This window comes from Allobaculum sp. JKK-2023 (genome assembly GCF_034745455.1).
Lineage (GTDB): Bacteria > Bacillota_I > Bacilli_A > Erysipelotrichales > Erysipelotrichaceae > Allobaculum.
On the sequence record NZ_JAYERV010000003.1, the window covers coordinates 2,052,849 to 2,077,684 of the forward strand.

The following is a 24,836-nucleotide window of genomic DNA, read 5'->3' on the forward strand; positions in this document are numbered from 1 at the left end:
AGGTAATTGGATTCGGGTTCGAATTAAATTAGCAGGATTTCAATTGGCGTTTCTTCCATTTGGATTGCGTGATTTCAAATCAATCAGTTTCCTTATTTAATCAATTCGATTTTATTCTATTTTGCTTTCCTGAAGGAAAGCGGGCCTTTGCGGGTAAATCCAGATGATCAAACCATTTCGGTCGTGGTTTCTGGAAGTTCTGGGTTGAGCAGTTTTTTGATATATTCAACCAGTTCATTCATTCCTTTGCCCACTGGAACATACAGCGGAGCCGGGATTTCGGCAATCTGAAGGTGGAGTTTTTGGGCACAGTTGAAAAGATGATCCCTGGCCATTTTGATCTGCGGGCTGATTAGATAGAGGTCGTAGTCTTTTCCTTCCATAAATCGTTCGCTGTTGGCTAAGTCGCAGGCTTCAACCTGAATATTGAGGCCAAGTTTGGCAAAGCAGCGCGTGACTTTACGGGCGATCATGGAGCTGGACATGGCGCCGCAGCAGATGACGAGGACTTTTTGCATCACAATTTCTCCTTTGAATGGAATGGATAGAATATCTATCGATAAAATCCACTAAGCGCTTGAACAAAGGATCAGATCTGAAATTTCAAAAAAGATGGAGAGATCAGATCTGTCTTGGTCAGATTGGCCGAGTAGAAGAGGACGCTTTTGCGATAGGACGGTTTGCGGAAATCTTACTTCCATTAAAAAACGAATTTGTGGATTCGGCTAGTCCATTTTTTGCCGGAATTCCGATAAATTGTAAAACGTTTCTGGATTTCAATGGTCAGTCTGCCCGGATGGACTTTCTCTGACTCTTGCCCCTTTTGCCACCTGTTTATTTTTTTTGTTTTTTTATATTCGTTTTTGCACTTGTCTGTTTGTTGTACTTTGCCTTATTGCTGGTTGTTATTGCTGTTGTACTTTGCCTTTTATCTCCTGTCTGTTTTTTCTCTTACTTTTTGCTTGTGGTGGTACGTGCTGTTCGTTGCTGTTCTCTACTGCTTTTGTTCTTTTTGTTTCGTTTGCTTTGGACATTCAGGCTTTGTTTGGTACCTGTTGCTTGTTGTCGTCCTCTGTTTTTTGTTTTCTGTGTGCATTCAGGCTTTGTTTTGTACCTGCTGTTTGCTGTCGTTCCTGGTTGTTTGTTTTTTGTTCTTTGACTTTTGCCATCGCTTCGTTTGATTTAGAGGGGAATGGTTTGTGTCGCAATGATTTGGGCCGCAATGGAAAGGCTGCGACAGAAGAAAGGAGATTTGCCGGATTCCTTTGTCGCATGGACAGAAATGGTAAAAATGAATAAGTAAGAATGAGGGCGGTGAGGATCAGGGGCAGAAAATTGCCGCAGCAAAATTAAAAGATGGCTCAGACACAGGACATAATTATGTTCTGAAGAGTCAGATAGGAAAGCTCAGGAAGCAAAGCGGTAAATTTTCAAAAAGAAAGAGGCTTTTAAAATGCGCAGAAAAGAAATCGAAAAAGAAGCGAGAAAAAAGATAGAGACATGCAAAAAAGACGGAATACTCCGTGTATTTTTGTGAGATACAATCTGGTTTGGCTAATGTATGAATTTGGTAATGTAAAGTTGCTTGCCTGAAAATAAAACGGGAAAATTGTGGGAAAAATTTAGAAATATGAATTTGCCGTATTGAATCCTTGGTTTCAGGCGTTTATGATATTTTTGTAAACCTCAACGAGGAGTAACAACACGCATGAAGTCATAAGAATTGCCGTAAAGAAATCTTGATCCGGCATAAAAAGGGTAATTAAAACTGCCTGATGTATGCGAAGATTTCCAATTTTAACCCTTAGTTTTCACATCATTGCCGCAGCGTTACGGCAAATTTACAACTGGAGAAGAACGTAAACGGTTTCTATGATGGATATGGCTTGAGGAGGACTGGCCTGGACCGTACCAGTCGTCTGTTAATCTCATACTCGTCAGAGTTGAGGATTTCACGAAGTGAAAGAGAGGAATCACATACATGTCAAAACAAGCATTAATTATTTGCGTAGGTGGAATGTCCAGTTCCATGATCGCTAAGAAAACGACTGAAGAACTTCAGAAAAGAGGCCAGGATATCTTAGTTGAAGCTCTTGGCGTTCTCGAAGGCGAAAAGAAAATCCAGAACAAAGAATACGATCTGTTCCTGGTCAGCCCACAGACAAAAATGTATCTGAACAACTTCACCAAACTCGGTAACGAAGTAGGTAGCCACGTTATCCCTATTCCACCACAGGCATACATTCCTGTACCAATGGGAATCAACAAACTGGCCGATCTCGTAACGAAAGAAATCTAGTCCCTGCCAATTGAAGCCACTAGAGAAGGAATTGCTGCTGATTCTTTATCGGAGCCCAAAAAAGTATCAGACAAGCAAAGAATTAGCTGAGCGGCTGAATCTATCAGAACGGACGGTTCGAACTTATATCGGCCGTCTGAAGAGTCTGGTCAATGAATTAGGCGGCAGAATTGAGGCCAGACAGGGAAACGGATACCGACTAATTCTCGAGCAGCCTAAACAGTTTGAATCGTATTTATTCAAATCGAGACTTGAGGAGCTGCAGAGGGAACCGGACGTCATCGATTCTTCATCAGGACGCCGGGATGTCATTATTTCCCGTCTGCTGCTGAACAACGAAACGATTGAAGCACTTGAGCTTGCGGAAAGCCTCTATATTTCCGAAAGTACTCTGAAAAAAGAGTTGAATTCCTTACGTGACCTGCTTGATGTTTACGGTCTGAAGCTGGTGACAGTAAAGAAGAAACTGACCATTTCAGGGGAAGAAGCCAACAAGCGCAAAATGATTCTTGATTATTTCTTCCGAAATAAGAAATTCGTTTCTTTACGTGAATATATGGATCATTCGGGATTTTTTGATGATATTCCATCGGAAACGATCCTGATGATTCTGTTAGAAGAATTGCAAAGCCATCACATCCGGCTTTCAGACATGATGATTCAAAACCTGCTGCTGCATATCGCTTTGTCGATCAAACGACTGCAAAGCGGCCAGCAGATCCAGCATTTTGAATCCTTAGATACTGATTTTGATCCGGATCTGATGGATGTTTCCACCCATGTCATTTCGCGGGTTTCCGATCTGGTCCATCTGGAATTTCCCCAGACGGAAATCCGCTATCTGACTTTGCATCTGACCGTGAAATCCAACCCCCAGGGAAGCGAGCACGATCAAAGCAAAGAAAGAATCAAACCTCAGGTTAAAAAAGCTTTAGCCCAGCTGGCCAAAGTATCCAATCAGCCGGTGGACCAGGATGAGATCCTGGAAAACAGTGTTCTTGAACATCTGATCCCCATGCTGATGCGGCTTTCTTCCGGCATTCAGCAGCAAAATCCATTGACTGTTGAAATCCAGGAAAAGTATCCAGAGGTTCTTGAAGTTGTCAAAACGACATTGGGTAAGCTGCCCTGCCTGCGGCCGTTTACAGTCAGTGATGATGAATGGGCCTATCTTGTCATTCATTTTCTGGCTGCAATTGACCGTCAGCAGGAAAGCCGAAAACTACAGGTTTTGGTGATCTGTGCAACGGGATTTGGCAGCTCACAGCTGCTCAAAAACCGGCTGCTTAAGAAATTTCCGGATTCCATCCATATTGCCAGTGAAGCTGGCTACTATGACATGAATGATCAGGTTCTTGAGGGAATCGATCTGATCATTTCAAGTGTCAATATGGGTCCGGTGATCTTTGGTGTGCCTTTTCTTCATGTTTCTGTCTTCTTATCTGACGATGATGTGGCCAGAATTCAGACCTTCATCGATAAGAAAGAAGCCAGGCAGAGTCCACGCTTACGGGTAAGAGCGGTTCGAAATGAAGAAGTGACGAATCCCCTGCTTGAAAGCCAGCTTCCCCAGAGCAATTTCTTCGTTCTTATGCAAAGACCTTCGCGCGAAGATGTCATTGATTTATTAGTCAGTGCCATCGGCCGCAAGGAGAATGAATATTTCGCGAAGAAGTTTAAAGACCAGCTGACATTACGCGAAAAGATGGGCAGCGTTGCCTTTTCGGATCGTATTGTGGTTGGCCACCCCGCCGTTCCTTTGGCGGAACGTTCCTCCTTTGCGCTGGCCCTCGTTCCTGAAGGCCTGTATTGGGATGAACAGAACCAGGACATTCGATTTGTTTTTCTGATGTCTCCTTCCTATGAGGGAGGCGATGAAACGCGCACCATGGTGGATGCGATCATTGATCTGATTGAGCAGCCTGATCTTCAGCAGCTTCTGCTGGAGCGCAAAGACTATCGAACGCTCAGTAAGGTGTTCAACTCTTTACTGGAGCAATCGTGATCTTCCAAACGGAGGACTGAATCAGAACTCAGAAACCAATTGAATTTCCAGACTTGCCCCTTGATGGGAGAAAGAAAGACTGAGAGAGAAATTATGGCGAAAATGGATGTAACCGAATCTCAAATGGTCGCATTTACCATCATCAGCTTTGCTGGTATGTCCAGAGCTGCTGTTCATGAAGCACTTGATGCAATGCGCGCTGGCGATTTCGAATTGGCCAGCCAGAAATTAGCAGAAGCTGACGAACAGATGGTTGAAGCACACAAAGCACAGACAGACCTGCTGCACGCTTTTGCAAATGGCACCGAAATCGAGATTCAGATCATCATGGTTCATGCTCAGGACCATCTGATGACCACAATGACTTTAAAAGAAACAGCCGAAGAACTGCTCGAGAATTACAAGAAGATCTACGCGCTCGAAGGCGACGTTGCTGCATTAAAAGATGCAGTGGCTGCCTTACAGGCTTAATCTGACGGTTCGTGCAGTTTTGCAGGACTGAGATTGAAAGTCAGCTTGAATTTGAACGAAGACACTGAAGTTCAGTGTCAGAATATTGAGTCTTTGGTCCAAACAAACCGTGGCCAAAGACATGATTTGAAGGCGATGGAAATTTCCTTTGAACTTCAGCTTTCTGAAAAGCCGGCTCTATAAATCGATTTGAAAAAATCATTGGAAAAATCGTTGTAAAGAACCAGCTTGAAGAAAAGTTGAGGAAGCATTGGGAAAAGACAGAGCGGGAGAACCAGAGAGGAAGATTATATGGCAAAACAGGGAAGAAAAATGGATGACCAATTGATGAAAACGCGGCGCGAGACGAGCTTGAAGACATTGTATTTCAACCGTTTCATGTTGATCCGCTACTCACTGGCCGTCTTCTTTTTTGCAAATTTCTTTGTGGCCTACCTTTGCTGGCCAAACCTTACCGGAATCGCTGGGGCTGCCTTATTGATTCTTTCTATTTTTCCATGTTGGGAGATGGGCAAGATGTATGGGCAGAAAGTCGTGAAATATGGCGCTACGAAGTTGTTCTTCTGCGTGCAGTGGGTATTTAACCTGGTCTGCATCTTCATGATGGCCATGCAGCCAACCAGCCAGATCTTTCCATTCTTAAACGATGGAAGTCAGGCAAAAATTGTTGCTTTAAGCGCACTGGTTATTGGATTTGCCCTGGCAAGCTTCTGTCTGTACCGGTTCTATCTGATTGACCGCAATCTGGATAAAACCTATCGCCGCATTGAATTCTTTGAATCGAAGTATCGTCTTCGCTTCTAGTCTGATTTCCTGAACAAGAGAGCAGGAAATGAGATCGAGGAAGCCAGAAGACGGCTTCTTCTTCGCTTCAGAAATAAAAATGTCAAAAAATCACCATATTATCATACCATACCAACAGCTTTTGTTTGTTTAGGTATCTGATGTTAGCTGAAAAATCATGTTTTATCGCGTATTCTTCATGACTGAATTTCACGATTAAATATGGAAAGCAATTTGATTTAACCTTTAAGCAATCTTTTGGATTTACAGAAATCCCAGGATTTGCTCCCGTCAGCATATTTCTGACTGCTGTTTTACCTTTCATAGTTTCTGATCAGATTCTAAGGAGAGAGAGGATCTGATTTCAGACGAAAAGAAAATGTCTCATCATTGGATGAGGCGGGGAGATTATATGCAAAAAGTATTTGATTTCATGGAAAAGTATCTCATGGGGCCCATGGGAAAACTTTCCCAGAAACAGTTCGTCCGTGCCATCATGGCTGCTGGTATGGCGACGATCCCATTTACAATTGTCGGATCTGCACTGTTAATTCTGAACATTCTGCCTCAGGCCTTCCCATTTTTAGAAGGAATCTGGGCTGCTACATTTGATCGCTTCACAAACCTGTATATGCTTGGTAACACATTTACGATGAGTTCCTTAGCTCTGTACTTCAACATCGTAATGGGTTATGAACTGACTGATATCAAAGCCAAAGAATATGATTTAAACCTCAACCCAATGAACGGTGCGTTATTATCCATGATGGCATTCCTGATGACTTTAGTACAGTTATCCTTTACTGAAGGTGTATTCGTTTATCAGGAAGGCGAAAACATGATCAATGGTATCGCTTATGGCGGATTCGCTAACCGTTTAGGATCCTCTGGTATCTTTACTGGTATCCTGATGGCGACTCTGGCTGTTGTCATTTACAAATGGCTCGTTCAGAAGAATATCGTTATTAAGCTGCCAGACGTAGTTCCAGCTGGTGTATCCCGCTCCTTTACTGCTCTGGTTCCTTGCTTTGTGATTTGCTTTGCAGTTATCGTTCTGAATGGTCTGCTGATCTTGACTGGTTATGACCTGTTCTCCATCATTTCCGTACCATTCGGATTTATCGCTAACATCGCTGACACCTGGTATGGTGTACTGCTGATCAACCTGTTCATCCACGCTCTGTGGTCTGTAGGTATCCATGGTGCCAACATCATGTCCGCTTTCTATCAGACATTCACACTGGCTAACCTGGAAACAAACATGAATATCATGCAGGGTAACGCTACTGGTTCCTATGCTACATTCGCTGGTGAATTCCAGAATATGTACGTTGTAATGGGTGGTTCCGGTGCTACATTAGGTATGTGTATCTGGATGTGCTTTGCTGCTAAATCTGAACAGCTGTCTGTTTTAGGTAAAGCTGCAATTGGTCCAGCTCTGTTCAACATCAACGAACCACTGGTATTTGGTGTACCAATTATCTATAACCCTAACCTGATTATTCCATTTATCTTAGCTCCATCGATTTGCTCCGTAATTGCTTACTTTGCAATTCACTCCGGCATGTTCCCACCAATCGTTGCCAACGTACCTTGGCCAACACCAGCTCTGCTCGGTGGTTTCTTAGGTACTGCTAACATTATGGGTGCTGTCCTGGCTGCAATTAACGTTGTTGTCGCCTTCCTGATTTACCTGCCATTCTTAACGAACTACGATAAGACTCTGGTTAAACAGGAAAAAGAAATGGCAGAAGCGGGAGCTTAAGCTTCAGAGATTCGAATATCATCCTGTCAGTCTGGAAGTCCCATTTCCACACTTCATTCCATCTTCCTGGCTGACTGAAGCTGCGTCATTGAATATGGCGCAGCTTATTTTTTTGGGAAAAATGCAACAGTCAGCTGCCGTATAACAAGAAGAAACAGGCGAGAACCTCTGAACGGGAAAGATGCACGATCTGTACGAAGCAGACCTGTCAGAATTTAATTTTTACAACGCAGTTGTTTCCAGCAGCAACTGCCAACTTTTTAACCGAAATTTGTGCAACTATTCAGTTGACATATACACCGGATGGTTCCATTGTCATAGCTTTCAGGATCGATGTGATTGCCGCATATCCGAATTGTTACTACAGTCTTCCTGTAGTACAATGTACATACAGAGGTGATTGATATGAGTTTTTCAATAAGAATGACACCGCAGGAAAAAAAGTTGGCCCAGAGTTATGCAAATCTCCATTCGATTTCTTTGTCTGAGGCATTCAAACAGGCTTTGTTTGAAAAAATTGAAGATGAGTACGATTTGAAAATAGCACAAGATGCCTACAACGAATTTGTTGGATCCGGCAAAAAATCCCGCCCAATCGAAGAAGTATGGGCTGATTTGGATTTATGAGTCATTATCGAGTTGAAGCAACAGAGCGTTTTGAGAAAGATCTGAAAAAGCTTGATCGCTATACACAAAAATTGATTAAAGGATGGATTGTGAAAAATCTCTCTCATATCGAAGATCCAAGAAGTAAGGGGAAAGCTTTAAAAGCAAACTTAAGCGGATTATGGAGATACTGTGTAGGAGATTATCGACTTATTTGCAAAATCGAAGACTCAGAATTGGTGATTCTGGCGCTGTCAATTGGCCATAGACGAGAAATCTATGAGTAATTTCCCAATATCATTGAGCTAAATAACATTGAACCTTTTGGTCTAAATCCAAAGTGATTTTTATTATCGAAAAAATGGTAAGACCAATAGATGCGTTCCGAAAATCGAATGGGTAGAAGTTTCTTGGATGAAGCAGCTTCATAGCAGAGTGTCAAAACAGGCTCTCTGCTTTTTTTTTGAGGCAGGTCAATATGCATAGCGTTTATGTAGAATACGGGAGCTTTTATCATAATTTGCAGGGTTTGGATCAAACCACAGAAGAGAAAAAAGAAAGAAACAAAAGAGAGAATAATCAGAAATCTGTTATGAATGAAAATGACCTCATAACAAAGAGGTATAGTAGAGCGCTTTATATACAGGATATTTTGATGAAAATTGATTGTGGTCATCTGATAGCAGGGCTTGGAAACGAGTATTGTACACTAAAACAGGGTAGAGAGATCAGCCCTGGAAAGAAATCTCTGTTCAAGCTCCAAAACAACAGTTTGAATCACAGAAAAATGATAGAAACGATAGGAGGAATATATATGAATCCTGTAAATCTTGATAGTGAAAATGCTCTGCGCCTGAAAGAATATCTCGAGCGCTTAGGCAAAGGGGAGCCGCTTGAAAGTGTCCAGAAAGATTTCCGTGAAGCGTTTGGTCAGGCTGCTGCTGAAGACATCGTCAAAGCAGAACAGATTCTGATTCATTCCGGAACCTCGACCAGCGAAATTGAAAAGCTTTGTGACTTACATTCAGCTTTGTTCCATGATCAGCCAAAACCAGTCTCAATTAAAGAAATGGTCGCAAACAAAGGCCCAATCCGGATGAAAACCGTCCAGAGTGGTGGGTGTGGGAGCCATGGTCATGATTATGATTCGATGCCCTCGGCTCTGGCAGCCCAGGTGGTTGGACATCCCCTCAACATTATGACTTTAGAAAACAGAGAATTGGAGATGCGCGTGAATCATATCCAGACTCTGCTTGATCAGCAGGCACCCGCTTCTGATCTGGAAGCCAGTCTGGCCGATCTGATGAAACTGAGTGCCCATTATGCGAAAAAGGATGAACTGATTTTACCATTGCTGAAATATTATGGCGTTGGCGGACCGGCGGTTGTGATGTGGAATCTGGACGATGAATTGCGCGATGCCAATAAGAAGCTGCTCTTACGGCTGAAAACCGATGGTATGGAGTCAGCCAAAATGGTTCAGATTCGGGCAGAGATTCAGAGGATGGTTGATCGGATGCGGGAGATGATCTTCAAAGAAGAAAAGATTCTGTATCCAATGGCAGAACGTTATTTTACCGAAGAGGAATGGCGTACAGCCTACTATGATATGCCTCGTTTTGGATTTGCATGGTTAGAAGAAATTCCAGTCTGGAATGAAGCAGGTCCAAAACCATCTGTAAAACCATCGATTGCCGATTTGAAGGATGCTAACGAAGAAACAAAGATTGAACTGGGCGGTGGTCAGTTAACCTTGGCTCAGCTGAATGCGATGCTCAACACTTTACCTTTGGAGCTGACCTTCATCGACGATCAGAATATCAGCCGCTATTTTTCCGAAGATTCGTTCCTGTTTCCAAGACCAACTTCCTCTTTAGGCCACGAAGTTTTTGACTGCCATCCGCCAAAAGTTCTGCCGGTTGTCCGTCATGTCATTGAACAGCTTCGAAGCGGGGAAAAGAATATCATCAGCATCATGGCCAATAAGCAGGGCCGCAAAGCACTCGTCCGCTATATGGCGGTCCGAGATGAAAATGGCAAGTATCTGGGGGTTCTTGAAGCAGTGGAGGATGTTACGGATCTGATTGTTCCATCAACAGACAAGAATGCTTAGAAAACTGTTCTGGTTAAAAAAGAAGTACAAAACATGAATCAATACACAGCACAGCTCTGGCGGATAACCGCTGGCAGGGCTGATACAGGGAGAAAACCATGGCAAAACATGTAAAAGGAAATGTCGATTGGGTCGGCTATATCGATTGGGAACTTCAGAAGTTTCATGGCGATGACTACTCGATCATGAACGGCAGCAGCCAGAATGCCTATCTGATCAAGGAAGGAAAAAATGTCCTGATTGATACGGTCTGGTCGCCACATAAAGAAGAATTCATTGAAAACCTGAAAAAGGAAATTGATCTTAAGGATATTGACTATATCGTCCTCAACCATAGTGAACCTGACCATTCAAGTTCACTGCCGGCATTAATGAAAGAAATCCCGGATACCCCGATCTACTGCACTGAAACCGCAAAGAAGTTTGTGGAAGGCCAGTATGGCAAACAGGGATGGAACTTCCATACAGTTAAGACCGGGGATGAGCTCGACATCGGCAATGGCAAGAAATTACAGTTTGTGGAAATGAAAATGCTGCACTGGCCAGATTCCATGGCGACCTTCTTAACCGGGGACAATATCCTGTTTTCCAATGACGCGTTTGGCCAGCATTTTGCGGTAGAAGAGCTGTTCAATGATAAGGCTAATCGCTGCCTGCTCAATAAGGAAGCGATGAAGTATTTTGCGAATATCCTCAATCCATTCGCACCTATCCTTAAACGCAAACTGGTTGAAATTGGCAAGATGAACCTGCCCATTGAAATGATTGCCCCATCGCATGGAGCTGTCTGGAGAGAAAACCCGCTTCAGATTGTTGAAAAATATGCGCGTTGGGCTGATGCCTATCAGGAAGATCAGATTACCATCGCATACGACACGATGTGGAACGGTACCGAAAAACTGGCGCATGCCATTGCGGATGCGATCCATGAGTTGAGTCCAGATACTGTTGTGAAAGTTTTCAATATCGCCAAAGCGGATAAAAACGAAATCATGACTGAGGTATTCAAGTCTAAAGCCATTGCGGTCGGCTCGCCAACCGTAAGTAATTCCGTTTTATCCAGCGTGGCCGGCTGGCTTGAATTCTTGCGCCAGCTGAAGTTCAAAAATAAAAAAGGCGCTGCCTTTGGCTGCTATGGCTGGACGGGTGAATCCGTAAAAGTCATTCAGGAAAAACTCAAAGAAGCAGGCTTTGCTGTGGTTGATGCAAGCATCCGTTCTTATTTCAATCCAGAAGCTGACGATCTGGCTAAGGCAAAGAGTGTTGCTGCCGCTTTACTGGGCCTGGATCTCAATGAAATCGAAAAAGAAGCCAACCAGCCAGAAACTAACAAGGATTCAGTCGTACCAGCACCAGATTCAAAACCAGCTGACATGAGCCAATATGAATGTGGACCATGCGGCTATATTTATGACCCAGCTGTTGGCGATCCAGATCATGGCATCAAACTAGGAACCTCTTTTGCCGATCTGCCGGATGACTGGACATGCCCAATCTGCGGCGCATCCAAAGACCAGTTTTCAAAAGTTGAGTAGAAATATCGATGGTTTTGGTCTGTTCCTGAAAAGTAAAATCAGGGATTGAATCATGGATTGAAGTAAACGTCGGATTTCGATCTGGTCGTGAATTTAAATTGGTTCTGGAAGCGAATCGGAATCCAGCCTGGAGACCAGACCGGTCGGATTTTAGTTTCCCTACTTATGACCTTGGATCTTGGACATTCGGTATTCGGCATTTGATAGTTAGCTTTTAATATTTGGACGTTCTAGAACCTCCCGCCGGAACCGGATATGATCTGGTTGTATCGACGGGAGGTTTTTAGATGCACAATTCAAAACTTGCTTCTTCAGCGAAGTCGGATGCCATCGACTGGAGATCTCATTTCGAAGCCTATAAGAGCCAGAACATTTCCAGAAAGGAATACTGTTTACAGAACAGACTCGCCTATTCCGCTTTTGGATACTGGTGCAGAAAGCTTGAGAGTGAAACAGATCGGGAAGCAGATGATGCCGCTGGAGAACAGAAAGGAATTGAGTTTCTCGAAATCCCTGCCAATATCTTCTCTTCGGACCAGCCAGCCCTGGAGCTGGACCTTGAGAATATCAGAATCCGGATTTATAACGGGGCAGATCCGGAACTGGTGAATTCAGTAATTGGGAGGTTTATGAATGAGCAGTCTTATCCGAAAGCCTGAGCGGGTTTTTCTCGCCGCCGGCTATACAGATCTTCGCCTGGGAATCGATGGTCTGACTTCTATGATTGAGTATTACTATCAGCTGGATCCCAAACAAAGCTGCCTGTTTCTGTTCTGCGGCCGCAGAGCAGACAGGATCAAAGGGGTTCTTTGGCAGGGCGATGGCTACCTGCTTCTGTACAAGAGGCTGGATAATGGAAGATTCAAATGGCCGCGCAATACATCTGAACTTCAGGAAATCAGTCCCCAGCAGCTGAAGTGGCTGACCGAAGGATTGTCGATCTACCAGAAAACGAGTATCAAGTCCGCTGCAAGTCCTGCCGCCACAGCTGCCTGATGCCTCTTTTCAATGGTCGGCATACTTGAAAAGAGGCAGTATGAGTGGGTTCTGCCGTCCGCAAAAAGTGTACGTTTCTGGTGTATAACCGCCTGGAAAAAATAAAATCTTTACTTTATCTAAACTATTTTAATGTGATTTCTGATATAATGCTTATAGATAATTATGGCGGAAATCAGGACAAGTAATATTAGCCAGAATCCCTTCTTCAAGGAACTGGTTATGGTGAAAAAAGACAATAATAAGAAGGATGTCATCATTCGGAATCTCTCCGATGACAAGACTGAGCTCAGCGGCAGACTGGATACAGTAACCATTCAGTTGAACTGCGCCCTGTCGACTGTGGACATTCAGAAAAAACGGATCGAGGAGCTTGAGTCTCTGGTGTCTGATCTTTCAAGTCAGGTTGAGGTACTGACTGCCCAGTCAGCAGCACTGGCCAGAGAGCTTGAAGAGGAAAGAGAAGCCCATCAGAAAGACAGTGAAGCCAAAGAAATGGCGGAAGAGCTGGCTGCAGCAGCTGATCAGAATTACAGTGCTACTGCTGAGCAGTTAAAACTCCTGGTCAATGCCATATATGGAAAAAGTTCCGAGAAGCGGACCCGCAAAAATAAAAACAAGGATACCAGTAAAAGCAAAGACGACGATAAAGACAATAATTCAGACAGTCGAAACTATTCTCGGAAAAACACCTGCAGAACTTCTGAGGCAGCCAACACTCAAAAGCCAAAATTAACAATGGAAGAGCTTATTGAAAAATTTGGTCTTGAGGTAACCAGGGTTGAACATCTCGTGGATGGAAGTGTCAGATACTGTGTAACGAATGATTCTGACAACGCAAACCGGATTGGATTCGTTCACCAGTGCTGGGAGTTCGTAATCGAACCACCAAAGTTCAAAGTTCTGGAGCATCTGTTGGAAGCAGTGGCTTTTTCGGCTGAAGATGAGACTCCAGAACAGATTCTGGCTGAAGTCCTGACAGCTGAAGATGAAATATCTTCAGCTAAAGAGGCGGAAGAGAAAATCGGTTGTCCCCTCACGGCATCTGAAGCAGATGCAGAACTCAGTGAAGAAACAGGCAGTACAGATACAGAGGTTACTGAAGATCCCGAAGGCGGTTCTAGTTCAGAGTCTGCTTCCGAGCCACTGGAGAAGCTCAAACCAAAAATTGTAAAGGCCGAACCTTACAGACAGCTTCTTGATGGCAGCTGGGTTTCAGTTACTCTGGCTGCCATGGTGATTATGCTTAAGGCAGAGCATATGGTCCCGTGCAACCGGATCGGCACCATCTTTAAAGAACTTGGGTCCTATTTTCCATGTACTTCATCAATCTGCAACTGGATTATTAAAATCTGCCAGATTTATTTCAGGCCGATCTTTAAGAGGCTCAAAGAAGAACTCCTGAAAGCCAAAGTGATCCAGGCTGATGAGACTACCCTGCAGGTCATTAATGAATCAGCAGCCCGCAGGAAGTCCAAATCGTTTCTGTGGCAGTATGGAACCGGGCCGGAGGAAGCCTTCCAGATCGTCCTTTTCCAATATTGTCCCGGTCGCGGTGGTAAGTACTGCGCGGAATTTCTGAGAGGGTTCCTCGGTACTCTGGTTGTAGATGGTTATGCAGGCTATAACAAGGTAGAGCAAGCCATTCTGTCATTTTGTTGGGCTCATGGCAGAAGATACCTAATCAAGGCTGCTATTGCGAGCTCCCACAATGACATTGCCAATGAACTGGCTGAGAAAGGACTGTGTTTCATCGACCGGATATTCGACGCAGAGGATGAAATCCAGGAAAAGAAGCTTTCTACTCAGGCGCGCAGAGCAGCGCGTCAGGAGAAGGTGGCACCGATTGTCCAGGAACTCTACGACTGGATCGATACTCTCGATATTGAGTCCCTAAGCAGCGAAAAGCTCAGAAAAGCCTTGAAATACCTTCTGAAATATAAGGATGGACTGACAATTTTCCTGGACAATCCAACCGTACCGATCACAAACAACAGAGCCGAAGCCAACTTCGTAACCGTAGCCCGCGGCCGCCACAACTGGGAATTTGCCTATTCCCCCGACGGAGCCGAAGCTCTGGCCCTGATGTTTACGATCACCAAGACCGCCAGAAGGAACGGACTGAATATTTACAAATATCTGGTCTACGTTCTGGAGAAACTTCAGGCAGCCCGGACCTACCAGAACACCATTCCTGATGAAGCGATTGAAAGTGTTCTGCCCTGGAACCCAGAAGTCCAGAAAGCCTGCAAGCTGATAACGGTCTAAGAAATGAAAAAGCGGCGAAGAGCAGCCTGGTTTTAGGCTTTCCCGAAAGGAAAGTCCGAAATCTGGTGCTTATCTTCGCCTTTTCATGGTGCCTGAATATCAATCCGACTTCAAGGCCGTCAGAATATTAAAAGCTTACATTTGATACTCGATATTTTTGGATCTTACGCAAATGTAGTTTTTAACACTAGTGATCAGTAGAAGCCTCTCATTCTGACTATTTCTCATTCATGATCATTGTTTAAATGACCGTTTTGTCTTCCCAACGTGATTTTTCAATCCAGTCTGCTAACAAAGTTCTGGCATTTAATCCACCACACGTTATACTAGATTGGGCATAAAACTTATGGAACAGGTGTTCAATGTTGGCTCTGCCAAACATGGTACGTTTGACAAGCTTATAGCGGCAGTTGCCGCCTTCAACGAACCCGCTGCTATGCTCATAGGATATTGCGTTCTTGACCGGCGCAATATCTTTTTTTATGCCGTTTATAAAGCCTTGGATTCTACTCTCCTCATATTTGGTACAGAACCAGTCAAGTTTATCTGGATTGTCTCCCATCAATGTCTCATGGAAATCCTTCCAGAGCTGATCGCAGAATCTCACTGCAGGATACTTATCCAGAATCTGTTCGTACACTTTCGCAACTTCAGTCTCCTTCATCTTGTCCCGATCGCTGGTTACCATGTATTTCACGATGTCGTAGCGTTTGACCTGAACCGCTTCAGTGCCCCTGTCATAGTCAAAAGGCTTTATGAGTTCGTCTTTGAGATGAGTATTCTTCATCTGATGAATATAATGCAAGACCGTACCATAACAGGCCTTGCATCCTTTAGATTGCAGGTATGAATAGATGACAGCGGGTTTATGGCCATCAATAACCATTTTATAAATTATATTGGTATAGTTATCCATGTCTGTCTTATACTTTGGTCGCTTTCTAACCTCTTTTATTCCTTCAACTTCCTCTTCCGTCATCTTCAGGTATTTTTTTAAAGTCGGATAGGAGATGTCATATTTCTCCTGAAAATCCTTGAACTTAGGCTTCACGGTCTCAGCCCATTCTTTTCGCAAAGAACAGATCATTGCGTACTTATCAGAACAGACTTTTGCCTGTCTTTCATACTGTTCTGCGTAAAAATCGTCACTTTTGGCTTTGTCTTTGATGATCTGGCAGTTTGTTTCGGCAACGGGTGTATTGTCATATTCCACTTTTTCTGCAACAGCAGGCGCGGCTTTCTCTGTCTCAGGTTTTACTGAAGTAATCTCTCCATCCTTTACATAGAGTGTAGATGGAATTTCACACTTCAAAATATCCTTAATACGGCCTACAAGATTCTGGAATAAGTGGAAACGGTCTGCTATCTGAGTACAGTCTGGCAAGATCTCAGAAATCGCTGAAGCAAAAGCGGAAGCACGATCACGGGTTACAATCTTAACCTTCTGGTGTTTTTTCAGCCACTCCTTAAGTGCCTGGCCATCTCTTCCATCAAGCAGCGCAATAACCTGGTGCGTTTTCAGATCGTAAATAGCTGTGTGGTAGGTTCGCCCTTTTCTGGAACTGACGTCATCGACACCAATGGCCTTGATATCAGGGTTATCTACGATTGTAATGTTTTTGTAGATTCTGGTGATGGTATCATGGCAGACATCAATGCCCATGGACTGGCACACGTGTGCTGCCACATTTGCCGAGCAGAAGAGTGAAATAGACAGCAGAAAAACAGTAAGTTCGTCACTTTTCCGCTGATTAAAGCGGTATCCCTTGACAGGAAGCACAAAAGTAACTTTCTTACCATGCTTATTGAAGTAGACAAGGCGTTCCTGGCGAATATGAACATAAGCAGTCTGGCCTCCAACAGGCATGATCTGACAGATGCGTTCCTGATATCCATTTGTGGAAATACATTTTTCACCGTTTGGTCCACTGATTTTCCCGGTTTCTGGAGCATGAATACGAAAAAAGTGGAGGCAGCCATACTTGTCCCGATAATCCTGTCGGTCAGCGTCTTTAATCAAATCTTCACCAAAGAGAGAGGACTCAATATCGTGAACAGGCTTATTCTCTTCGTGAATACGGATAAAACTCAGTTTGTTCATTGTCACCACAGTCCTTTCAGAAACCCCTTAAAGAGCATGAAATTCTATGATAATGAAATAAGCAATAATGAGCAATAAGGTTATTGATTATAGATGCTTAACAAACCTAATAAAGATAATTAATTTATTTAAATGATCAAAAAAGGGACTGTCATTGCGGACAATCCCTACTGATCACCAGTGTTAAAAACTACATTTGCGTAAGAACCATATTTTTCATCTTTCCAATATGGTGTGCTATGACGTGCAATTTTGCTCCCTTGTTTCTGCCCTTGCAGAGATCAGGGAGCTTTTTTCTGGTGAATCAGCCACGAGGGATGAAATTATGGTCTGAAAACAATTAATTTCATTTTCTGTAAGTAAAAACGATGATTTTCATAACTCGTTTTGAAACAATTGAAAAACCAGTATGAATTTCGTGAATATGGCAAAGTATGTGATAGTCTTATGACCATTGAAAGGACTGAAGAACTTTTTCGAACGTAGATTCGAAAGTTTAAAGGGAAATTTGAATGAATGGAATTTTGATGATGATCATCGCCATTGTCGTACTGGGCGGCGGCTATCTGGTTTATGGCCGTTGGCTGGCAAAGACATGGGGAATAGATCCAAAAGCTCCAACTCCGGCTTATACCCAGGAAGATGGAGTGGATTATGTACCTGCTGATACCAATGTTGTATTCGGCCACCAGTTTGCATCGATTGCCGGGGCGGGACCAATTAACGGCCCGATTCAGGCAGCGATGTTTGGCTGGGTTCCAGTGTTGTTATGGATTCTGATTGGCGGGGTCTTCTTTGGTGCTGTTCAGGATTTTGCCTCGATGTATGCCTCGGTCAAATCGAAAGGTAAAGGCATTGGGACAATTATTGAGACGTATATCGGCAAGACCGGGAAGAAATTGTTTCTGTTGTTTTGCTGGCTGTTCTGTATTTTAGTTGTTGCAGCATTTGCGGATGTCGTAGCTGGAACATTTAATGGCTACGGGGCCGATGGAGCAACGATTGAAGCCAATGGTGCGGTCGCAACAACTTCAATGTTGTTCATTCTTGAAGCGGTCGCGTTAGGCATGATTCTTCGCTATTGCAAGCTGAACAAATGGGTCAACACGGCGATTGCGATTGCTATGTTAGTGGCAGCCGTAGCGATTGGCATGAAGTTTCCAATGTATTTAACGCAGACCACATGGCATCTGATTGTGTTTGCCTATGTCTTTATTGCCTGTGTTGTTCCTGTCTGGGCTCTGCTTCAGCCCCGTGACTATCTGAACTCATATCTGCTGATCTTCATGATCGTGGCTGCGATTGTCGGTGTTTTTGTTTCCAACCCGGCAGTTAACTTATCGGCGTTTGCGGGATTCAGTGTCAATGGACAGATGCTCTTCCCGATTCTGTTTGTAACGATCGCGTGTGGTGCGGTTTCCGGTTTCCATAGCCTGGTGTCTTCCGGAACAGCTTCTAAACAGATCAAAAATGAAAAAGATATGCTTCCTGTCAGCTATGGTGCCATGATTATGGAATCCATGCTTGCGGTCATTGCTTTAATCTGTGTTGCTTCCTTTGCGGATGGCGAAGCCGCCAGTGCTGGATTGGTGACTCAGCCGCAGATTTTTGCAGGGGCTATCGCGAACTTCTTAGTGTCGATTGGTCTGCCATGGAATCTGACTTTTACGCTGATCAACCTGGCTGTATCGGCATTCGCGCTGACTTCTCTGGACTCCGTAGCCCGGATTGGCCGTCTGTCTTTCCAGGAACTGTTTGAAACAGAAGAGGAAAAAGAAAAGTCACCCGTTGTAAAGCTTCTGACCAATACCTACTTCTCCACGGCGTTAACTTTATTTCTGGCTTTCCTGCTGGCCCGCATTGGATATGCCGAAATCTGGCCATTGTTTGGAAGTGCCAACCAGTTATTATCGGTATTGGCTCTGGTTGCGTGTGCAGTGTTCCTGAAAAAGACCAAGAGAAAATCGAAAATGCTTTATATTCCGATGTTTTTCATGATGGCTGTTACCTTTACCGCCTTATCGATGACGATTTATTCGCTGAGTTCACAGTTATTCACAACAGGTTTAAGCACCGGTATGTCGCTGCAGCTGCTCTTTGCGGTATTGCTTCTGGCTTTGGGCCTGGTTGTAGCCGTTCAGGGCGTTCAGGCATTGCGTGGAAAAGATATGGATTCCGGCGATTCTTTGATTGTTGAAGATGCCAAACTCAATCCGGAAGAAGCATAGCCAGAAGAATCTGGACGCAATGGATCTGAGGTGAATCAAGCGGCTTGAATCTTTTTGGGGGCCTAGCCGCCTAAAAGTGATTTCAGGTCAAAATCCAGATTTTGGCATTATCTGAAACTTTTCAGGTTAAGCTTCGTAAAAACTATAAATAAAGCCGATTTTATCAGAGCAGGCAAAATTACTCCGATAAAATCGGATTTTTATTGATTCCTATTCAGAAGCAGCCATGCTTCTAATCACATCATCCAAAAAGTTGTGAACAAGCATTCCGGGATCTTGGGCGATGTTTGTTCTGAGGATTTTGTTTCACAATTTTGAAAAGCTTTCATAGGCAATCTCCGTCGATACAAAGAAGAAAGAGAACGTTGGAAACTTCAAAAATCCAGGTGTGGAATACCGTAAATCTAAGGATCCTCGTAATTGTCTGGATCACGATTTTCCTTTACCAGAACTCGGTAAAGTTGTCACATACGGAGTGTATGTTCAAAACAATAACACAGGATATATTAATTTAGGTACAGACCATGATACTTCTGACTTTGCCGCAGAGAGTATCTGCCGCTAGTGGTTTACATTTGGAAAGCCAACTTTTCCTAATGCAAAAAGAATCTTTATCACTGCGGACGGTGGAAGAAGCAATAGAGTCAGAGGGAAACTCTGGAAATACGCCCTTTAACAAGCAGCAGATATCACCGGTCTTGAAATTCATATGTCCCATTTCCCACCAGGAACATCGAAGTGGAACAAGATTGAACACCGTCTTTTCTGTTTCATTTCGAAGAATTGGCAGGGCAAGCCTCTGATTGATATCGAGACAATTATCGATTTGATTGGCTCGACAAAGACCAAAAAGGGATTAACTGTCCATTGCGATTTTGATTCAGCGAAATATCCTGTTCAAGTCAAATTGACTGACGAGCAGATCGAGTCAATTAACATGTCTGAATGTGATGAATTAGGGCAATGAAATTACGTCATCTACCCTAATAAATAATCAAGTTATTAAGTGACTGTTCCTTAGGTTTAAAATGCTCTCCAAAGACTATGTAGAGTACAACTGCAAAAAAGCCTGAGTACTTAGACGCCATTCCTGTCAGAACATGATCAAGGACTGATATTATACTGGCTCGCGGTATCTTCAGCAAAGAATCAAGTGGTTTGAATTCAGTCATCAACTTGAGTTTTTGCTATTTTGAGTGGTTTAATAATCGTTTTTTAAGCATGATTTTATAGCTTAATTAGTCATCAAATTCTAAACTATCTTTAACGAGCGCATTTATGTGTTATAAGTTTCAATAATTGGTTTAATATTATGAAATCAAATTTTCATCCAAGTAGATTTTGTTTCTTTGACTATTTATCAGGATATTGGAGAGAAGAGATTCATCAAGTAAGTTCAATACATCATCAGGAAGGTTGAAAATATTCGCCTGAGCATCTCTAAACAAAATATCTGTATACTTTTTCTGATCGTTGGCACGAGAAATAATGTACTGTACAACGTAAGAGCTTTTACACTTTGAAAGACAATTTTCATCTCTCAATGAGTGAACGGTAAAGCAATCTCCATTTGAGTTTCCTAGGTTGTCCGTTTTCTTATTTAAACATAGAGTAAAGTTCAAGTTCGTTGCTCCAAAACGGAAGCTTTGAGTATCTGTTACAATTTCTTCTAATATCAGCTTGGCAGAGCCAGCTAAAGTTGAAATATCTCCAATATGTTTTATTTTGCGTTTACATAATTGGTAAGGATGATTGGCGCTGAACCAAAACTGCGATTCGCTCAATTTTCCTTGCACTGCTTTCCTGTAGAAATCCTTTGCAGATAAGTTTGTTTCGACACCTGTTAAATGACGGAAATTTTCAGCTTTATAGATCACTTCAATATATCGATTGTTAAATACATATAAAAAACGCTTCCCAACCAAATTGTGTTTATATAACAGTGCAGCGTTATGGATGCTTTGGGTAATTCTTTTCTTATCCTGCTTTTTAGACATGCTCTTTCCTTTATCCTCAAAATATCTACTAAAAACAAGCACCGGATAACTTTCGTTATCCGGTGCTTGTTTTTAAAAGCGGTTTTATGCTGGCCGTCAGCCGCGATACCCTTCCGAGTATCTAAGAAGTCGCCGAAATATTAAGTCCCCGGCGCGGACTCACCATATCTCCCTGGCGGGGGCGCGATATCCTTCCGGAATATCTAGAGGTGCTGGTAATTAACCTCCCCAGCCGGAGCCCGGCTTAATTCGTGCCGCTACACGTTCTTTGTTGCATTAATATTATGCCACATTCGATTTAAATAAGCAAAAGTCAGATAAAATTCGTTAGGGTTCATCGAATCTTAAAAAGAATAGGAAAGTGGCCAGAAAGCCTCCAGTTTTGGCGATCTCTTGCGACAGCTGGTATCGATGAGAATAGTTCTTTTTGGAGGTTTGGAATCTTGAACGATGTTTGTTCCAAGGTACTGCTTTCAAACGACCATGAAAAATTTTCAATCTTATGATAATGGTGATTGATATAGAAATCAATCAATCGTTCATCAAGTTGATTGTTATGAAAATTTTCAAAGTAATGAAACAAAATACCCGGAACAAACATCGCTCAAGAACCGCATTCCGGCCATATGACCTGAATTACAATGTACTTGCCGATTGTGTATGATGGTTTTAGGAAGATACGAAAGAGGTTGCGAGCATGTGTAGAATTCTTGATGAAGTGAAAGAAGAAAACGCCAGGGATATTACCTGTCGCATGTTAGCCAAAAACTATCCTGTACAGGAGATTGCTGAAGTCACAGCCATTCCTCTTGAAGAAGTAGAGGAATTGAGAGCTCAAATGAGCAAATAACCGTGCAAGTTATGAGAATCTGAGATTCCATTTATAGTCGGAAAACGTACCTGGTGGATGGCAGACAATAGGCAAAGAAGATTGGCTGTTGTTAACCATTCGATCTTTGACCTAAAGGGAATCTGTCGGATCTAACAATTCAATTTTTCAATCTCAAGTCAGCTTTCGGGCTGGCTTTTTTTGCGCAGGAGAATCAGGAATGGTTTGAGTGCACGAAAAAAGCCGCCCCGAAGGACGGCTGAAAACAAGGGCATGTCGAGACTGTAGATATCAAAAGTCAGGATTTCAGAAGTTCGAAATCTTCAAAATACCGAGTACAGAGTGCAGATTTGATTTGCTTCCGGTTGCAGAAGGGTTCAAATCTTCACGTTCTTGAACTTTAACCTTCTCAGATTTTCGTACTCGCAGATTTTATCTTCAGACCTTGCAAAAGCCTGGTTTAGAGAATGACAGCTGCCCCATCGGCTGCCAGACGTGGAATTTCAAAGGTAGACAGATGAACGCCGAGCGTTTCTTTTAACACGTCTTCCACGGTTTTTACTGGAACGATTTGTAAAGCCTCTTTGACTTCTTCAGAGACTTCGTCCAGGTCGCGCTGGTTGTCCCATGGGATGAGCACTTTGGTAATGCCTGCGCGCATAGCGCCAAAGAGTTTTTCTTTCAGACCACCAATTGGCAGAACGTCGCCACAAAGGGAAAGTTCACCGGTCATGGCAATGTGAGAGTCAACGGGTTTGCGTAAGGCCAGTGAGGCCAGCGCAGTCAGGATGGTAATTCCAGCACTTGGACCATCTTTTGGTGTTGCGCCCGCTGGAAAGTGGATGTGGATATCCTGCTTGCCAAATTCCATTGTGTCTAATGGCAGACGGGATTTGAGGACAGAGTAGGAGATACGCGCAGATTCTTTCATGACATCCCCAAGCTGACCAGTCAGAATCATCTGACCAGATCCAGGCATGGATGCTGCTTCAATGAAGAGCACTTCGCCGCCTACGGCAGTCCAGGCAAGACCGGTTACCACACCACATGGGTTCGAGTCTTTGACTTTTTCATGGTGGACGGTGATCGGACCAAGAATTGCGGCCAGATCTTCACATTTCACCACAACTGGATTTCCAGTTTCGATCAGATCTACAGCTTTGGCACGGGCGACTTTGGCGAGCTGCTTTTTCAGTCCGCGGCAGCCGGCTTCCATGGTGTAGGAGTTGATCAGGGTTTCGATTGCTTCATCTTCGATCGTCAGATCATGCGGATTCATTCCGTGTTCACTTAAGACTTCTGGTAAGAGGTGATCTTTGGCAATTTCGAATTTTTCAGATGGAGTGTAGCTGGACAGCTGAATGATTTCCATTCGATCCAGCAGTGGTCCTGGAATGGTATCCAGGGAGTTGGCGGTTGCGATGAACATGACATCAGACAGATCATAGGGAAGATCCAGATAGTGGTCTGTGAAGGTGTCGTTTTGTTCCGGGTCAAGAACTTCAAGCATGGCGGCCGATGGATCGCCAGAGAATCCGCCAGCCATCATCTTATCGATTTCATCGAGAACCATAACCGGGTTGGTGGCACCAGCCTGCTTCATGGCTTTTAAGATACGGCCGCTCATCGAGCCGACATACGTGCGGCGATGGCCGCGGATTTCGGATTCATCACGGATACCCCCTAAAGAAAGGCGGGTATATGGACGATGGAGAGCTGCGGCAATGGATTTACCCAGCGAAGTTTTACCGGTTCCAGGAGGGCCGACCAGCAGGATGGCACTTCCTTTCATGGACTTGCGCAGTTTCATGACCGCAAGATGCTGGAGAATACGGTCTTTGACCTTGTCCATGCCAGAGTGGCGGGCATCAAGAAGCGCTCTGGCTTCTTTGAGGTCCGGCGTGAATGGTTCTTCTTTTTTCCAGGGCAGGCTCAGCGCAAATTCAAGATAGTTGCGCAGAACTTCTGCTTCCTGAGACTGTCCATTCATGCTTTCCAGACGTTTTGCTTCTTCTAAAAGAGCTTTGGAGTTCTCTTTATTCATGCCGGCAGCCTGAATCCGGCTGGCATAGCTTTTTTTGGGCTCATCCGGATTGCCGCCCTCTTCATTGAGCTCGCTTTGCAAAGCTTCGAGCTGACGCTGCAGTGCCTGGCGACGATAGAATTCACTGGCCTCTTTAGAAAGTTTTTCGTTGACTTCCAGGTTGAGGGAAATGGATTCTTTCTGCCGCAGCAGGTAATCGATAAAGCGAGTAACCCGCTGACGCTGGCTGGACATCGCCAGCAGTTCGTACTGCTCCTGGTTGGAGATCGACATGTACTGGCATAAGAAGGAGATCATCTGGTTGATCGAGGTATATTCTTTCGCCCGTCTGGCAATATGACGGCCGCCCTGAATGGACTTGGCCATATCATCAACGAGGCGTTTGATGTAGTCGAGCATATCCTGTTCGGACTGTTCAGATAAATCCTGTTCTTCTGGAGCAAGCTGCCAGGTGCAGGATTTACCATCTTCTGAGATGGAGACGATTCGGATTCTTTCTAAAGACCGAGCCGTCACGACGGTCGCGTTGTTGCCGTCGCTGTGCATATTCGTTGCGACGCACATTAACCCATAGGCGTTGAGATCTGATGCACCTGCCTGTGCATGCGAATCCTCACCGCTGAAGGCCGCAAAATTCTCTTCGAAGAGATTTTCGGCCTGTTCCTGTCGAAGGTTTTTCAGCCGGAGGATTGTCTGTGGCAGCAATAATGTTCCCGTTACACGAATGAACGGGGAAGTTTTTAATACTTGTTCCATGGTAATCCTCTCTTTCTAGTGTTATGGATGATATTATAGG

20 protein-coding genes and 1 pseudogene are annotated in these 24,836 nt (G+C 43.8%); 16 read left to right on the forward strand and 5 right to left on the reverse strand.

What is annotated here, in order from left to right; translation table 11 throughout:
* Positions 1–167: 167 nt before the first annotated feature.
* Entirely contained in the window at positions 168–518 is a 351-nt protein-coding gene (locus U4956_RS08250) for a hypothetical protein (protein WP_323090109.1), read from the reverse strand.
* Positions 519–1,034: 516 nt separating this feature from the next.
* A complete protein-coding gene (locus U4956_RS08255) occupies positions 1,035–1,169 on the reverse strand; it encodes a hypothetical protein (protein ID WP_323090111.1) in 135 nt (44 codons plus the stop codon).
* An 812-nt stretch (positions 1,170–1,981) separates the two neighbouring features.
* Here U4956_RS08255 and U4956_RS08260 point away from each other — a divergent pair.
* The 12 genes from U4956_RS08260 to tnpC all read left to right on the forward strand — a co-directional run bounded on the left by U4956_RS08260 (position 1,982) and on the right by tnpC (position 14,841).
* Positions 1,982–2,299 carry a PTS cellobiose transporter subunit IIB gene (locus U4956_RS08260; RefSeq protein WP_323090112.1) on the forward strand — a complete coding sequence of 106 codons (318 nt, stop codon included), beginning with the start codon at positions 1,982–1,984 and terminating at the stop codon, positions 2,297–2,299.
* A 31-nt stretch (positions 2,300–2,330) separates the two neighbouring features.
* Positions 2,331–4,304, forward strand: coding sequence for a BglG family transcription antiterminator (locus U4956_RS08265; protein WP_323090113.1), 1,974 nt, complete (start codon positions 2,331–2,333; stop codon positions 4,302–4,304).
* Between the two features lie 93 nt (positions 4,305–4,397).
* Positions 4,398–4,775, forward strand: a complete 378-nt coding sequence (locus tag U4956_RS08270) for a PTS lactose/cellobiose transporter subunit IIA (protein ID WP_323090114.1) — start codon at positions 4,398–4,400, stop codon at positions 4,773–4,775.
* Positions 4,776–5,066: 291 nt separating this feature from the next.
* The gene (locus U4956_RS08275) at positions 5,067–5,579 is read left to right on the forward strand and encodes a hypothetical protein (RefSeq protein ID WP_323090115.1); all 513 of its coding nucleotides are present in this window, start codon (positions 5,067–5,069) and stop codon (positions 5,577–5,579) included.
* A 391-nt stretch (positions 5,580–5,970) separates the two neighbouring features.
* Positions 5,971–7,323, forward strand: a complete 1,353-nt coding sequence (gene celB / locus U4956_RS08280) for a PTS cellobiose transporter subunit IIC (protein ID WP_323090116.1) — start codon at positions 5,971–5,973, stop codon at positions 7,321–7,323.
* 405 nt (positions 7,324–7,728) lie between these two features.
* Positions 7,729–7,950, forward strand: coding sequence for a type II toxin-antitoxin system RelB family antitoxin (gene relB / locus U4956_RS08285; RefSeq protein ID WP_323090117.1), 222 nt, complete (start codon positions 7,729–7,731; stop codon positions 7,948–7,950).
* Entirely contained in the window at positions 7,947–8,216 is a 270-nt protein-coding gene (locus U4956_RS08290) for a type II toxin-antitoxin system RelE/ParE family toxin (protein ID WP_323090118.1), read from the forward strand. The genes relB and U4956_RS08290 overlap by 4 nt, the downstream gene beginning before the upstream one ends.
* Positions 8,217–8,743: 527 nt before the next feature.
* Positions 8,744–10,042 carry a DUF438 domain-containing protein gene (locus tag U4956_RS08295; protein WP_323090119.1) on the forward strand — a complete coding sequence of 433 codons (1,299 nt, stop codon included), beginning with the start codon at positions 8,744–8,746 and terminating at the stop codon, positions 10,040–10,042.
* 98 nt (positions 10,043–10,140) lie between these two features.
* Entirely contained in the window at positions 10,141–11,577 is a 1,437-nt protein-coding gene (locus U4956_RS08300; protein ID WP_323090120.1) for a rubredoxin, read from the forward strand.
* Positions 11,578–11,864: 287 nt separating this feature from the next.
* Positions 11,865–12,236 carry an IS66 family insertion sequence element accessory protein TnpA gene (gene tnpA / locus U4956_RS08305; RefSeq protein ID WP_323090121.1) on the forward strand — a complete coding sequence of 124 codons (372 nt, stop codon included), beginning with the start codon at positions 11,865–11,867 and terminating at the stop codon, positions 12,234–12,236.
* Positions 12,211–12,573: an IS66 family insertion sequence element accessory protein TnpB gene (tnpB, locus tag U4956_RS08310; protein WP_323090123.1), complete on the forward strand. Its 363-nt coding sequence runs from the start codon at positions 12,211–12,213 to the stop codon at positions 12,571–12,573. The genes tnpA and tnpB overlap by 26 nt, the downstream gene beginning before the upstream one ends.
* 222 nt (positions 12,574–12,795) lie before the next feature.
* A complete protein-coding gene (gene tnpC, locus U4956_RS08315; RefSeq protein ID WP_323090124.1) occupies positions 12,796–14,841 on the forward strand; it encodes an IS66 family transposase in 2,046 nt (681 codons plus the stop codon).
* A 241-nt stretch (positions 14,842–15,082) separates the two neighbouring features.
* Here the strand turns inward: tnpC and U4956_RS08320 are convergent, their stop codons facing one another.
* On the reverse strand, positions 15,083–16,942 hold the full coding sequence (locus U4956_RS08320; RefSeq protein WP_323088453.1) for an ISL3 family transposase: 1,860 nt from the start codon (positions 16,940–16,942) through the stop codon (positions 15,083–15,085).
* A gap of 512 nt (positions 16,943–17,454) precedes the next feature.
* On the opposite strand from U4956_RS08320, the gene U4956_RS08325 reads away from it, so the two are divergent.
* From U4956_RS08325 to U4956_RS14445, 3 genes and pseudogenes are all read left to right on the forward strand, one after another.
* Positions 17,455–19,170: a carbon starvation protein A gene (locus U4956_RS08325; RefSeq protein ID WP_323090125.1), complete on the forward strand. Its 1,716-nt coding sequence runs from the start codon at positions 17,455–17,457 to the stop codon at positions 19,168–19,170.
* A gap of 334 nt (positions 19,171–19,504) precedes the next feature.
* A pseudogene (locus tag U4956_RS14440) lies at positions 19,505–19,846 on the forward strand (ISAzo13-like element transposase-related protein).
* Between the two features lie 12 nt (positions 19,847–19,858).
* On the forward strand, positions 19,859–20,137 hold the full coding sequence (locus U4956_RS14445) for an ISAzo13-like element transposase-related protein (RefSeq protein WP_416347422.1): 279 nt from the start codon (positions 19,859–19,861) through the stop codon (positions 20,135–20,137).
* Positions 20,138–20,480: 343 nt separating this feature from the next.
* Here the strand turns inward: U4956_RS14445 and U4956_RS08330 are convergent, their stop codons facing one another.
* The gene (locus tag U4956_RS08330) at positions 20,481–21,167 is read right to left on the reverse strand and encodes a PBECR4 domain-containing protein (RefSeq protein WP_323090126.1); all 687 of its coding nucleotides are present in this window, start codon (positions 21,165–21,167) and stop codon (positions 20,481–20,483) included.
* 697 nt (positions 21,168–21,864) lie between these two features.
* Between U4956_RS08330 and U4956_RS08335 the strand changes: the two genes are divergently transcribed.
* Complete coding sequence (locus U4956_RS08335; protein ID WP_323090127.1) at positions 21,865–22,017, forward strand: hypothetical protein; 153 nt, start codon at positions 21,865–21,867, stop codon at positions 22,015–22,017.
* 439 nt (positions 22,018–22,456) lie between these two features.
* Here the strand turns inward: U4956_RS08335 and lon are convergent, their stop codons facing one another.
* Positions 22,457–24,796: an endopeptidase La gene (gene lon / locus U4956_RS08340; RefSeq protein WP_323090128.1), complete on the reverse strand. Its 2,340-nt coding sequence runs from the start codon at positions 24,794–24,796 to the stop codon at positions 22,457–22,459.
* Positions 24,797–24,836 lie beyond the last annotated feature (40 nt).

Coding starts and splice junctions, on each gene's coding strand:
- U4956_RS08300 (WP_323090120.1), top strand. CDS start 10,141: ATGGCAAAACATGTAAAAGGAAATGTCGATTGGGTCGGCTATATCGAT.
- U4956_RS08295 (WP_323090119.1), top strand. CDS start 8,744: ATGAATCCTGTAAATCTTGATAGTGAAAATGCTCTGCGCCTGAAAGAA.
- tnpA (WP_323090121.1), top strand. CDS start 11,865: ATGCACAATTCAAAACTTGCTTCTTCAGCGAAGTCGGATGCCATCGAC.
- U4956_RS08290 (WP_323090118.1), top strand. CDS start 7,947: ATGAGTCATTATCGAGTTGAAGCAACAGAGCGTTTTGAGAAAGATCTG.
- U4956_RS08325 (WP_323090125.1), top strand. CDS start 17,455: ATGAATGGAATTTTGATGATGATCATCGCCATTGTCGTACTGGGCGGC.
- U4956_RS08260 (WP_323090112.1), top strand. CDS start 1,982: ATGTCAAAACAAGCATTAATTATTTGCGTAGGTGGAATGTCCAGTTCC.
- U4956_RS08255 (WP_323090111.1), bottom strand. CDS start 1,169: ATGGCAAAAGTCAAAGAACAAAAAACAAACAACCAGGAACGACAGCAA.
- celB (WP_323090116.1), top strand. CDS start 5,971: ATGCAAAAAGTATTTGATTTCATGGAAAAGTATCTCATGGGGCCCATG.
- U4956_RS08275 (WP_323090115.1), top strand. CDS start 5,067: ATGGCAAAACAGGGAAGAAAAATGGATGACCAATTGATGAAAACGCGG.
- lon (WP_323090128.1), bottom strand. CDS start 24,796: ATGGAACAAGTATTAAAAACTTCCCCGTTCATTCGTGTAACGGGAACA.
- U4956_RS08320 (WP_323088453.1), bottom strand. CDS start 16,942: ATGAACAAACTGAGTTTTATCCGTATTCACGAAGAGAATAAGCCTGTT.
- U4956_RS08330 (WP_323090126.1), bottom strand. CDS start 21,167: ATGTCTAAAAAGCAGGATAAGAAAAGAATTACCCAAAGCATCCATAAC.
- U4956_RS08250 (WP_323090109.1), bottom strand. CDS start 518: ATGCAAAAAGTCCTCGTCATCTGCTGCGGCGCCATGTCCAGCTCCATG.
- relB (WP_323090117.1), top strand. CDS start 7,729: ATGAGTTTTTCAATAAGAATGACACCGCAGGAAAAAAAGTTGGCCCAG.
- U4956_RS08335 (WP_323090127.1), top strand. CDS start 21,865: ATGTGTAGAATTCTTGATGAAGTGAAAGAAGAAAACGCCAGGGATATT.
- U4956_RS08270 (WP_323090114.1), top strand. CDS start 4,398: ATGGCGAAAATGGATGTAACCGAATCTCAAATGGTCGCATTTACCATC.
- tnpC (WP_323090124.1), top strand. CDS start 12,796: ATGGTGAAAAAAGACAATAATAAGAAGGATGTCATCATTCGGAATCTC.
- tnpB (WP_323090123.1), top strand. CDS start 12,211: ATGAGCAGTCTTATCCGAAAGCCTGAGCGGGTTTTTCTCGCCGCCGGC.